A 13,023-nucleotide genomic window follows, 5' to 3' on the forward strand; every position below is an offset into this window, starting at 1 on the left:
TCGCGGAGCGCACCCGATGACCGAGCCACCCGTCACCACCATCGTCATCGCCGGCGGCGGCACGGCGGGCTGGATGGCCGCGGCGGCGCTCGGCCATCTGCTTGAGGACGGTTATCGCATCCATCTGGTCGAGTCGGAGGCGATCGGCACCGTCGGCGTCGGCGAGGCGACCATCCCGCAGATCCGGCTGTTCAACCAGGCACTCGGGCTCGACGAGGATGCGTTCCTGCGCGCGACCGGCGGCACCTTCAAGCTCGGCATCGCCTTCGACGGCTGGGGCGCGCCGGACGAGAGCTATATGCACGCCTTCGGCAATGTCGGCCGCGACGTCGGGCTGATCGCCTTCCAGCATTATTGGCTGCGCGCACACCGGCTCGGGCTGGCGGGACCGCTCGACGGATACAATCTCAACACGATCGCGGCGCGTGCCGGGCGGATGCATCGCGGCGATCCGCTGACCGCGGCGACGATCCCGGCGATGCCCTATGCCTTCCACTTCGATGCAGGCCTCTACGCCGCCTATCTGCGTCGCTTCGCCACCAACCGCGACGTCGAACGCAGCGAGGGGCGGATCGTCCGCGTCGAGCGGGACGGCGAGGGCGGCGATGTCACCGCCTTGCTGCTCGACAGCGGCGCGCGGATCGCCGGGGACCTGTTCATCGACTGCACCGGGTTTCGCGGGCTGTTGATCGAGGAAACGCTCGGCGCGGGCTATGAGGACTGGCGGCAGTGGCTGCCCTGCGACCGCGCGCTCGCGCTGCCGACCGAGGCGGCGGCGGCGCCCTTGCCCTATACGCGCGCGATCGCGAGCGCGGCGGGCTGGCAGTGGCGTATCCCGCTGCAGCATCGCACCGGCAACGGCTATGTCTATTCGAGCGCGTTCACCAGCGACGAAGACGCCGCGGCAACGCTGACCGGCACGGTCGAGGGCGCGCCGCTCGGCGATCCGCGGCCGCTGCGCTTCGTCACCGGGCGGCGCAAGCAGGCGTGGCAGCGCAACGTCGTCGCGATCGGGCTGGCGAGCGGTTTCCTCGAGCCGCTCGAATCGACCAGCATCCACCTCATCCAGTCGGCGATCGCGCGGCTGGTCAAGCTGCTGCCGGCACTGCCCGTCGCCGCGGCGCTGCGCGACGAATACAATCGCCAGACCGCGTTCGAGATCGAGCGGATCCGCGACTTCCTCATCCTCCATTATTGGGCGAACGGGCGGAGCGAGCCCTTCTGGCAGGCGTGCCGCGCGATGGCGCTCCCCGACAGCCTGCGCGCGCGGATCGCCTTGTGGCAGGAGGCGGGGGTGATCGTGCGCGAGGCGGACGAACTGTTCACCGAGGACGGCTGGCTCCAGGTGCTCGCCGGGCAGGGGGTGGCGGCCGGGGCGCATCATCCGCTCGCCGACCGGATCGCGCCGCAGGACCTGGGCGATTATATGGAGACGCTCGACCTGCTCTACCGCCGCGAGGCGGGGGCGATGCCGCGCCACGCCGATTATGTCGCCCGCCATTGCGCGATGTCGGCGCGATGAGCGCGTCGGCTCAGGTCGAGCCGCGCACGATCAGCCGCGGTTGCAGTAAGGCGGTGTCGGTCGGCTCTTCGGCGATGCGGCGCAGCAACGTGTCGACCAGCACCTCACCGGCCTTGCGGTAATCCTGCGCGATCGTGGTGAGCGGCGGCTGCGTCGTCGCCGCGGCGGGAATGTCGTCGAAGCCGATGATCGCGACATCCTCCGGCACGCGCCGCCCCGCCTCGGCGAGCGCGCGCACCGCGCCGAGCGCGATGATGTCGGAGGCGGCGAACAGCGCATCGAACGGGATGTCGCGGGCGAGCAGCCGGCGCGTCGCATCATAGCCCGATTGCTCGACCGACAGCGCATCGACGTGCAGGCCGGGATCGACCGACTGCCCCGCCTCGCGCAGCGCCGCGCACAGGCCGCGATAGCGGTCGCGGAATTCGGGATAGTGATCGTCGGCGTCGCCGATGAAGCCGATCCGCCGTCGGCCGCGGCCGAGCAGGTGCGTTCCCGCCATCCGCCCGCCGGCGATATTGTCGCAGCCGATCGTCGCGCCGCCGGCATCGGTGTCGACCGAGCCCCAGCGGACGAAATGCGTGCCCTGCGCGACCAGTGCCGCAAGCCGCGCCTTGTAGAGCTCATAGTCGCCATAGCCGAGCAGGATGATCCCGTCCGCCTTGCGGCTGTCCTCATAATCGGTGTGCCAGTCGGCGGAGAGCTGCTGGAACGAGCTGAGCAGGTCATAGCCGCGCGCCGCGCAGGTGCGCAGGATCGATCCCAGCATCGACAGGAAGAAGGGGTTGATGAAGCTGCCGTCGTCGAGCGGGTCCTCGAAGAACAGCAGCGCCAGCGTCATGCTCTGGCCGCGGCGCAGCGACGAGGCGTTCTTGTCGACCTTGTAATTGAGCTGGCGCGCGATCGCCTCGATCCGCATCCGGGTGGCGGCGCTGACGGTACGGTCGCCGCGCAGCGCCCGGCTGACCGTCGGCTGCGAGACGCCGGCGCGCGCGGCGATGTCGAACGAGGTCGGCTTGTCGTTCGCGCCCGCGCCCCGTCCTCTGCCTTTCACCGTCATCGTCCGGCTTTACCGCAGCCCGGGCCGTGGCGAAAGCGGTCGTGAATACGTATGCCCTATGCTTGGCTTGCTGCCGTAGCATCCGCACAACGGCGGCGGATGCGGCCGGCAATGGATCGGCGGCACGGCATTGGCCGGGGGGATGTATGCTGAAGTTCGCCACACGCACCGCGACGGCGCTCGCGCTGCTGATCGGTGCGCCGGCGGTGGCGGCACAGGCCGCGCCCGCTGCGCCCGCCGCCGACTATCGCGCCCGCCTGCCGCAGGACGAGGTGATCTACTTCCTCCTCCCCGACCGGTTCGACAATGGCGACCCGGCGAACGACCGCGGCGGGTTGAAGGGCGGTCCGCTCGTCACCGGCTTCGATCCCACCGCCAAGGGCTTCTACCACGGCGGCGATCTCAAGGGGCTGACGCGCCGGCTCGATTACATCCAGGCCTTGGGCGCGACCGCTCTGTGGGTCGGGCCGATCTTCAAGAACAAGCCTGTCCAGGGCGGTCCGGGCCAGCAATCGGCGGGCTATCACGGCTATTGGATCACCGACTTCACGCAGGTCGATCCGCATTTCGGCAGCAACGCCGATTTCGCCGCGCTCGTCACCGCGGCGCATGCGCGTGGGATGAAGGTCTATATGGACATCATCGTCAACCACACCGCCGACGTCATCCAGTATCGCGAATGCGTCGGTCAGCGCGATTGTCCGTATCGCAGCCGTGCGGACTATCCCTATCAGCGCCGGTTGGGCGTGAACGGCGCGCCGATCAATCCCGGCTTCGCCGGCGATACGGTGCACACCGAGGCGAATTTCGCCAAGCTGACGCGCAGCGACTATGCCTATACGCCCTTCGTCCCTGCCGCCGAGCGCGGCGTCAAGGTGCCGGCCTGGCTCAACGACGTGCGCTATTATCACAATCGCGGCGACACGACCTATCTCAACGAAAGCGCGACGATGGGCGATTTCGTCGGGCTCGACGATCTGATGACGGAGAACCCGCGTGTCGTCGCCGGGATGATCGACATCTTCGGCGACTGGATCGATCGCTACGGCATCGACGGGTTCCGCATCGACACCGCACGCCACGTCAATCCCGAATTCTGGGCGCAGTTCGTCCCGGCGATGCAGGCGCGTGCCAGGGCGAAGGGCATCCCCAACTTCCACATCTTTGGCGAGGTATCCGATCACGAGGTGCGGCCGGCGGTGCTGGCACAGCATACCATCGTCGACAAGCTGCCTGCGGTGCTCGATTTCTCCTTCCGGCAGGCGGTGATCGACACGGTCGCCGGGCGCGCCGGCACCGATACGTTCGAAAAGCTGTTCGACGGCGACGCGCTCTACGCCAAGGGCTTCGACACCGCGGTGCAATTGCCGACCTTCACCGGCAATCACGACGACGGCCGCTTCGCCACCTTCGTCCGCAAGGCCTTTCCGCAGGCGGACGATGCCGAGGTGCTGGCGCGGGTGATGCTGTCCAATGCGATGCTGCTGACACTGCGCGGCGTGCCGACGATCTATTCGGGCGACGAACAGGGGTTCGTCAGCGACGGCAACGATCAGGATGCGCGCGAGGACATGTTCGCGAGCCGGGTCGCCGTCTACAACGACAACCGCCTGCTCGGCAGCAGCACGACCACCGCGACCGCGCATTTCGCCACCGACAATCCGCTGTTCCGCCAGACCGCGGCGCTCGCCCGACTGCGGCTGGCGACGCCGGCGCTGACCCGCGGCCGGCAGCAGCTGCGCGCGCGAGGCGAGACGCCGGGGCTGCTCGCCATCTCGCGCTTCGATCCGGTCAGCGGCGCGGAGGTGCTGCTCGCCTTCAACACCGACACCAGGCCGCTTACCCGGCAGGTCGAGATTGGCACCACCGCGCGCGCCGCGACGACGCTCGCCGGCAGTGGCTGCGGCGCGGTCGCCGCGCCGGGCAGCCTGACCGTCACGCTTCCTCCCCTCGGCTATGCCGTCTGCGCCCTGAAGGCCCCGCAATGATCCCGACCGAAACCGCTGCCGAACGCCCGTGGTGGCACGGCGCGACGATCTACCAGATCTATCCCCGCAGCTTCGCCGATTCGAACGGCGACGGCATCGGCGACCTGCCCGGCATCACCGCGCATCTCGACCATGTCGCCAGCCTCGGGGTCGAGGCGATCTGGCTGTCGCCCTTCTTCCGTTCGCCGATGGCCGACTTCGGCTACGACGTCTCCGACTATTGCGACGTCGATCCGATCTTCGGCACGCTCGCCGACTTCGACGCGCTGGTCGCGCGCGCGCATCAGCTCGGCCTCAAGGTGATCGTCGATCAGGTCTGGGCGCATACCAGCGACCAGCATCCCTGGTTCGTCGAAAGCCGGGCGAGCCGCGACAATCCCAAGGCGGACTGGTACGTCTGGCGCGATCCGCAGCCGGAGGGGTCGCCGCCCAACAACTGGCAATCGGTGTTCGGCGGCCCGGCATGGACGTGGGACGCGCGCCGCGGCCAATATTACATGCACAATTTCCTCAAGGAGCAGCCGCAGGTCAACGGCCATCATCCCGAGGTGCAGCAGGCGTTCCTCGACATAGCGCGCTTCTGGCTGGAGCGCGGGGTCGACGGCTTCCGCATCGACGCGATCAACTTCTTCATGTTCGATCCCGCCCTGCGCGACAATCCGCCGGCGCCGCTCGACGACGGCATCCCGCGCACCCGGCCCTTCGACTATCAGCTGCACCGCTACAACCAGAGCCATGAGGCGATCCCCGCCTTCCTCGAACGCGTCCGCGCCCTGTTCGACAGCTATGACGCGCGCTTCACCGTCGCGGAGGTCGGCGGCGCCGACAGCGATCGCGAGATGAAGCTGTTCACCGCGGCGGGGCGGCGACTGCACAGCGCCTATGGCTTCGACTTCCTCTATGCGCCGACGATCACGCCGGCGACCGTCGCCGCGGCGATCGGCAAATGGCCCGAGCAGGACGGCGTCGGCTGGCCGAGCTGGGCGTTCGAGAATCACGACGCGCCGCGCGCCATCTCGCGCTGGGTCGCGCCCGAATCCGCGGCGGCGTTCGCGCGGATGAAGATGCTGCTGCTCGCCGCGCTGCGTGGCAATATCTTCCTCTATTATGGCGAGGAATTGGGGCTCACGCAGGTCGAGGTGCCGTTCGAGGCGCTGCGCGATCCCGAGGCGATCGCCAACTGGCCGCAGACGCTGTCGCGCGACGGCGCACGCACGCCGATGGCCTGGCGCAGCGATGCGGTGAACCTTGGCTTTTCGCAGGCGACGCCGTGGCTGCCGGTCGGGCCCGATCACGCCGCGCTCGCGGTCGATCGGCAGGAGCGCGATCCGCATGCGCTGCTCCACTGGACGCGCGACGTGCTGACCCTGCGCAAGGCGCATCCGGCGCTGCTCACCGGCGACATCCGCGTCGTCGCCGCCGAGCCGGCGATGCTCGCGATCGAGCGCCGCGCCGCCGACGAGACGATGCTGTGCGTGTTCAACCTCTCGCCCGAGCCGCAGCGCTGGGCGCCCGAGCAGCCCGATGCGTGGCGGCCGGTGATGGAGAGCGCGACGCAGGGGTGGCATTTTGACGGATATGGCGCAGTGATCGCCACCAAAACGGGAGAGACGGCATGAACTTCTATTCGATCGGCAGCGCGCTGGCGCTGGTGCTGGTCAGTCCGGCGGCGCGCGCGCAGACCGACGGCAATGCCGTCGCGCAGATCCCCACCGCCGCGGCCGCGCCGGCCGCCACCGCGACCTCGCCGGACGGATCTCTGGTCGTCGCGATCGCGCTCGATAACGACGGGCGCGCGACCTATGCCGTGACGCGCAAGGGCAAGCCGGTGCTCGCCGCCAGCAAGCTCGGCGTGATGTTCACTGATGCCCCGAAGATCGAGCGCAATCTCACGCTGATCGGCCAGAGCAAGGCGAGCGGCGACAGCAATTGGACGCAGCCGTTCGGCGAGTGGAAGACGATCCGCGACCGGCACAACGAACTGACGCTGCGCTTCCGGGAAAAGACCGGCCTGCAGCGCGAGATGGACGTGATCTTCCGCGTCTTCGACGACGGCATCGGCTTCCGTTACCGCTTTCCCGACCAGCCGCATCTGCATCAGGCGAACATCGCCGACGAGCTGACCGAATTCGCCTTCGCGCAAGGCGGCACCGCTTGGTGGAAGCCGGCCTATCAGTGGAACCGCGAGGAATATCTCTACAACAAGACGCCGCTCGATGCGGTCGGCACCGCGCAGACGGTGATGACGGTCAAGCTCGCCGACGGCACGCACGCCGCGGTGCACGAGGCGGCGCTGGTCGATTATGCCGCGATGAACCTCGCACGCAGCGAGGGCAACACGTTCAAGGCGTCGCTCACCCCCGGCGCCGGCGCGCCCAAGGTGGTGCGCACCGCGCCGTTCGATTCGCCGTGGCGGACGGTGATCCTGTCGGACGACGCGCCCGGCCTCTACATGAGCCACCTCGAACTGAACCTCAACGAGCCCAACAAGCTGGGCGACGTCAGCTGGATCAAGCCGGGCAAGTTCGTCGGCGTCTGGTGGAACATGATCAAGGGCGACTGGACCTGGGCGACCGGGCCGAAGCACGGCGCGACCACCGCCAACGTCAAGACTTACATCGACTTCGCCGCGGCGAACAAGATTCCGGGCGTGCTCGTCGAGGGCTGGAACGTCGGCTGGGACGGCGACTGGTTCGGCAATGGCAATGCCATGCAGTTCGACCAGCCGACCCCCGATTTCGACGCCGCCGAGCTCGCCCGCTACGCCAAGGCGAAGGGCGTCTATCTGATCGGTCATAACGAAACCGGCGGATCGGCGAGCCATTACGATTCGCAGCTCGACCGGGCGTTCAGCTACGCACGCGATCACGGCATCCCGGTGATCAAGACCGGCTATGTTACCGACGCCGGCCAGATCGAGCGCGTCGACGCCGACGGCACGAAAAAGCGCGAATGGCACGAGGGCCAGTGGATGGCGAACCATTATCTGCGCGTCGTCCAGACCGCCGCCAAGTATAAGGTCGGCATCGACAGCCACGAGCCGATCAAGGACACCGGCCTGCGCCGCACCTATCCCAACTGGCTGGCGCGCGAAGGCGGCCGCGGCATGGAATATAACGCCTGGCCGGGCAAGAACCCGCCCAACCACGAAGCCAATATGTTCTTCACGCAATGGCTCGGCGGCCCGATGGACTTCACCCCCGGCGTGCTCAGCCTCGAAGGGTCGGGCGGCAGCCCGCTGCTGTCGACCGAGGCGAAGCAACTTGCGCTCTACGTGGTGATCTATTCGCCCGTCGTGATGGCGGCGGATACGCCCGAAAATTACGCCAAGCACATGGATGCCTTCCAGTTCATCCGCGACGTGCCGACCGACTGGTCCGACACGCGCGTGCTCAACGGCGAGGTCGGCGATTATGTCACCGTCGCGCGCAAGGACCGCGCGAGCGACGATTGGTATCTCGGCAGCATCACCAACGACACGGCCCGCACGCTCGACGTATCGCTCGACTTCCTCGACGCGGGGCGCAGCTATTCGGCGGAGATCTACCGTGACGGTGCCGGCGCGGATTACCGCACCGACGCGCGGCATGCGATCGCGATCGAGAAGCGCACGGTGAAGAAGGGCGACCGGCTGAGCCTCGCGCTCGCGCCCGGCGGCGGACAGGCGATCCGCTTCGTCGCGAGCGGCAAGGCGCGGCGGCGGTGAGCCTGCGCCGCCCGCGGCAGAGCTGGGCCGGCCTCTGGAACATCTCGTTCGGATTCTTCGGCATCCAGGTCGGCTTCGCGTTGCAGAACGCCAATATGAGCCGGATCTTCCAGTCGCTCGGGACCAGTCTCGACGATCTGCCCGCGCTCTGGGTGGCGGCGCCGCTCACCGGTCTGCTGGTGCAGCCGGTGATCGGCCATCTCAGCGACCGGACATGGCTCGGTCGACTGGGGCGGCGGCGACCCTATTTCCTTGCCGGCGCAGTGCTGGCCGCGATCGCGCTGCTGTTGATGCCGGAGAGCCCCGGGCTGCTGATGGCGGCGCTGCTGCTGTGGCTGCTCGACGCGTCGCTCAACGTCTCCATGGAGCCGTTCCGTGCTTTCGTCGGCGACATGCTCGACAAGGATCAGCATGCCGCCGGCTATGCGGTGCAGACCGCCTTCATCGGCGCGGGCGCGGTGTTCGGCTCGATCTTCCCGTGGCTGCTCGAACAGGCGGGCGTGTCCAACGTGGTGAGCGGGGGCGGCATCCCCGACACGGTGCGCTACGCCTTCTGGTTCGGCGGCGCGGCCCTGTTCCTCGCGGTGCTGTGGACGGTGCTGACGACGCGCGAATACAGTCCGGCGGAGATGGCGCGCTTCGATGGCGAGGCCGCCGCCGACGCCGAGGATCAGGCGCGGGTGACGCAGGCGCTCGCCCGCCGGCCGCTCGGCGGCAGCCTCGCCTGGATCGCGGCGGGAGCGCTGGTGATCGCCGGGGTCGCGCTGCTCGGGCTGGAGAAGGAGCTTTACCTGCTCGGCGCGCTGCTCGTCGCCTACGGCGTCGCCAGCATCGTCGCGATCCGGCGCGCGCGGGGCGGGCAGGCGGCGGACATGCTCGGCCATATCGTCGGCGATTTCGGCGGCATGCCGGTGCTGATGAAGCGGCTTGCGGTGGCGCAATTCTTCAGCTGGTCGGCGCTGTTCATCATGTGGATCAACACCACGCCGATCGTCGCGGGTGCCTTCTATGGCGCGCCCGATGCCCGCAGCCCGCTCTACCAGGCGGCGGCCAATTGGGTCGACGTGCTGTTCGCGACCTATAACGGCATCGCCGCGGTGGCGGCGCTGACGCTGCTACCCTTGCTCGCGCGCCGGATCGGGCAGGCGCGCACGCATATCGTCGGGCTGCTATGCGGCGCGGCGGGCTTTGCGAGCTTCTTCGTGGTGCGCGATCCGCACTGGCTGCTGGCGAGCGAGATCGGCATCGGCATCGCCTGGGCGTCGATTCTCGCCATGCCCTATGCGATCCTCGCCTCCAGCCTGCCGCAGCGCAAGCTCGGCATCTATATGGGGCTGTTCAACGTCTTCGTCGTCGTGCCGCAATTGCTGGTGGCGACGGTGATGGGGTCGATCACCAAGCATCTCTTCCCGCACGCCCCGATCTGGACGCTGGCCTTCGCGGCGGCGGCGCTGCTGATCGCCGCGGTGGCGATGACGCGGGTGGAACGCGCCCGCCTCGCCTGATGACAGGGATGCGCCGGGGGAGACCCGGCGCATCCGGTCGCATCAGAAGGTGATCCGCGCGACCCCGGCGATCTGCCGATCGCTCATGATCGCATCCCGCGGACGGGTGGTGATGCCGTAATAGGTCCGCCGCACCGTGTTGGTCAGGTTGGTGCCGTTGAGCGTCAGCGACATATGCGGCGTGACGTTGACGGTGATCGACGCATCGAGCTGCCCCGACGGCCGCTGGAAGATCGGCAGGTTGCCGGTGCCATTGGCCGAGGTCGTCACCAGATATTTGCTGCGCCAGTTATACGCGGCACGGGCCGAGATCAGGCCGTGTTCGTAGATGCCGATCAGATTGTAGTTATACTTTGACAGGCCCTCCAGCGACAGCTGCGTCACCGGGCCCTGACTGGCCGGGCTCGGCGCCTGGGAATCGACATAGGTCGCATTGGCCTGGATGCCGAGGCCGCTCAGCGCCCCCGGCAGGAAGTCGAAGAACTGCTGATAGGCGATTTCCGCGCCCTTGACCTTCGCCTTGCTGGCATTGTCGTAGGTGGTGACGTCATAGACCGCGGTCACGCCATCGGTGAACGTCACCGTACGCGGCGTAATCACCGTCTGGATGTAGTTGGAGATGTTCTTGTAGAAGCCGGCGACCGACAGCGAGCCGGTGCGCGCGAAATACCATTCGATCGAGGCATCGAGATTGCTCGACTTCATCGGCTTCAGATAGGGATTGCCGGTCGAGGTGGTGTGCTGCTGGTCGATCTGCGCGGTACCCGGCTCGGTGATGGTCAGCGTCGGGTTGAGCTGGTTGAAGTCGGGGCGCGAGATGTTCTTCGAGGCGGCGAGCCGCAGCTGCAACCGCTCGGTGAGATGCGCACGCAGATTGAGGCTCGGCAGCACCGACGTGTAATCGTTCGACTGGCTGACCGGCGTGAAGGTCGGCGCCGCGGTCGACTGGGTGCCGTCGGGCGCGGTGATCAGGTCGATCTGCTGGTAATTGCCGGCGACCGCCACCTTGGTGCGGACGACGCGCACGCCGACATTGCCGTCGATCGGCACCGGCAGCGTATCCGCCTTGAAGAAGGCGGCGATATAGCCGGTATAGGTCTTCTGCGTCTCGCTGTTGGTGCCGCTCGGCAGATAGGGCGGCGTCGTCGTCACGCCGAGCGTGGCACGCGTCGCGTCATAGTCGAGCACGGTCGGCAAGGCGAAGGCCTGGATATCCCCGAACAGATTGGCGCTGCCGCGGAAGAAGTCGCCGAGGTCGACGTAGCGCAGATTGCCCGCCGCGCCGGTCAGGCCGGTATAGCGATAGCCGGTGTCGTTGGTCCGGTTGGCGCGATCGGCATAGCGGATGCCCGCCTTGACCGAGCGGAGGAAGCCGCCGTCGAAGCGATATTCGCCGTCGAGCCGCCCGACCGTGTCGGTGCCCTTCGAATTGTTGAGGTCGTCGAGGTAGAAGCCGTAATTGTAGGTCGCCGGATTGGCGAGGCCGGCGGCCGAGGTGATCTGGAACGACGGAATGGCGCCACTGATATCCTGCGTCAGCGTCGTCGCGGTGCCGCTCAGCCCGACGATCGAGTTGAGGTTGTTGGTCTTCGAATCGACATATTGGAAATCGCCGGTAATCGTCAGCCGGTCGGTCGGCTTCCACTTGCCGTTGAGCGAATAGTCGGTGGTGACGGAGTGGCGCGCGCCGATCGACGTGTTGTTGCCGATCGGCACGTCGACGAAGGTGCCGCTCTGGAAATCGCCGTTCGGCGCATAGGTGAAGGGCGCACCGGCGAGCGGCGTGATCGCGACGCCGCTGGTGTAGGCGAAGTAGCTGTAGCCGTAGCTGCGCAGCTTGTAGTCGTTGCGGAAATATTCGCCGGTGAATTCGAGCGTGTCGGTCGGCCGCCATTGCAGCGACACGTCGACGCCGAAGCGGCGGCGGTCGCCCGGCACCTCACCGATGCCGGTGCCGTGCGGCAGCGTCGTGGTCTGCCCGGTCCGGCCGAGCGTCGCCAGCGTCGCGGCGTCGCCCGCATTGGTCGGGTCGAGCGTGTAGAAGGGCTCGGTCGAGATCGTGTCCTGACGGAAGGCGGTCTTCTGATAGGAGGCGCTGGCGAGGATGCCGATCTCGCCGATGCCGGTCTGCCAGCGATCGCTGAGCAGCAGCGATGCCGCCGGCTGGCTGCGACGTGCCAGATCATAATAGGTGTTGGTCACCGAGGCCGACGCCTTGGCGCCATCGAAGTCGAACGGCTTGCGGGTCCGGAAATTGATCGTGCCGCTAAGCTGGTCCTCGATCAGATCCGCCGACGGGTTCTTGTAGACGTCGATACCGGCGAGCAGTTCGGAGGGCACATCCTCCAGGCTGAGCGAGTTGCTCGAGCCGCTGGCGGTGAAGATGTCGCGGCCGTTGAGCTCGGTACGGACCTGGGTGAGGCCGCGGATCGCGACCGTGCTGCCCTCGCCGAAGGCGCGCTGGATCTGGATCCCGGAGATGCGCTGCAACGCCTCGGCGATGTTCCGGTCCGGCAGCTTGCCGATATCCTCGGCGACGATCGAATCGACGATCTGCGTGGCGTTGCGCTTGATGTTCTGCGCCGACTGGAGGCTGGCGCGGACGCCGGTGACGACGATGTCGTCGGCCGCGGACGGCGTGCCGGGCGCGGTGTCGACCGCCTGTCCCTGATCGCCGCTCGGCGCGGTGGCGCCGCTGGTCTCCTGCGCCTGCACGGCCTGCGCGGCCTGCGCCGGCGGGCTCGCCTCGGGCGCGGTCTGCGCCTGCGCGGTGGCGCTCGCCAGCGTCATCGCCAGCAGCGACACGGTCGCATGAAAGCCGCCCATCCGGGGGAGGCGGTTGGGGACAATCGAACCAATCATCAGTCTCTCTCCAGCCGAACCGGCTGCACTGTTACGCGTGCAGCCGACCAAGGGCGTCCGGCTCGGCGCGCCGTGATCGTCCCGGTCGGCCGCCTACTCCCGGAAGACGTCGATGCATATGTCAGACATGCAATCACCAGCGAATTTTTGGGTGCACTGGTAAAAATGTCGCAAAGCGTCCCGATCGGCCTGATCCACGTAGGGGCGCAGGGGCTGAGAGCGGTCGTGCGCTCGATCCTCCAGCGGCACGCGCGCGTGAACACGACGGAGGATGGCTTCAGATCGCGCCAAGCGGGCGCGAGGGGCGGGCTTATGCGCGACAAATCCACCGGCGACCGATTGCACGATCGCACACAACATCGCCTCTCGGGGGAGGGATA

At 67.7% G+C, this 13,023-nt stretch carries 7 protein-coding genes; 5 read left to right on the forward strand and 2 right to left on the reverse strand.

Translation table 11 applies throughout. The features are described from left to right. Window positions 1-16: 16 nt before the first annotated feature. A complete protein-coding gene (locus tag PBN85_RS07420) occupies window positions 17-1,522 on the forward strand; it encodes a tryptophan halogenase family protein (protein WP_271300612.1) in 1,506 nt (501 codons plus the stop codon). Between the two features lie 10 nt (window positions 1,523-1,532). On the opposite strand, the gene PBN85_RS07425 is transcribed toward PBN85_RS07420, so the two are convergent. Next, complete coding sequence (locus PBN85_RS07425) at window positions 1,533-2,582, reverse strand: LacI family DNA-binding transcriptional regulator (RefSeq protein ID WP_271300613.1); 1,050 nt, start codon at window positions 2,580-2,582, stop codon at window positions 1,533-1,535. 146 nt (window positions 2,583-2,728) lie between these two features. Here PBN85_RS07425 and PBN85_RS07430 point away from each other — a divergent pair, with 146 nt between their 5' ends. Genes PBN85_RS07430 through PBN85_RS07445 form a run of 4 tightly spaced genes read left to right on the forward strand, consistent with a single transcriptional unit; the run spans window position 2,729 to window position 9,781 of the window. Further along, window positions 2,729-4,570 carry an alpha-amylase family glycosyl hydrolase gene (locus PBN85_RS07430; protein ID WP_271300614.1) on the forward strand — a complete coding sequence of 614 codons (1,842 nt, stop codon included), beginning with the start codon at window positions 2,729-2,731 and terminating at the stop codon, window positions 4,568-4,570. Then, on the forward strand, window positions 4,567-6,189 hold the full coding sequence (locus PBN85_RS07435; protein WP_037531042.1) for an alpha-glucosidase: 1,623 nt from the start codon (window positions 4,567-4,569) through the stop codon (window positions 6,187-6,189). Before PBN85_RS07430 ends, PBN85_RS07435 begins: the two co-directional genes overlap by 4 nt. Next, window positions 6,186-8,276, forward strand: coding sequence for a glycoside hydrolase family 97 protein (locus PBN85_RS07440; protein WP_271300615.1), 2,091 nt, complete (start codon window positions 6,186-6,188; stop codon window positions 8,274-8,276). The genes PBN85_RS07435 and PBN85_RS07440 overlap by 4 nt, the downstream gene beginning before the upstream one ends. Before the next feature lie 2 nt (window positions 8,277-8,278). After that, window positions 8,279-9,781: an MFS transporter gene (locus tag PBN85_RS07445; protein WP_271300858.1), complete on the forward strand. Its 1,503-nt coding sequence runs from the start codon at window positions 8,279-8,281 to the stop codon at window positions 9,779-9,781. A gap of 42 nt (window positions 9,782-9,823) precedes the next feature. On the opposite strand, the gene PBN85_RS07450 is transcribed toward PBN85_RS07445, so the two are convergent. Next, window positions 9,824-12,643, reverse strand: coding sequence for a TonB-dependent receptor (locus tag PBN85_RS07450; RefSeq protein WP_271300616.1), 2,820 nt, complete (start codon window positions 12,641-12,643; stop codon window positions 9,824-9,826). Between the last annotated feature and the right edge of the window lie 380 nt (window positions 12,644-13,023).

Source organism: Sphingomonas sp. CV7422, from assembly GCF_027945725.1.
GTDB lineage: Bacteria > Pseudomonadota > Alphaproteobacteria > Sphingomonadales > Sphingomonadaceae > Sphingomonas > Sphingomonas kyungheensis.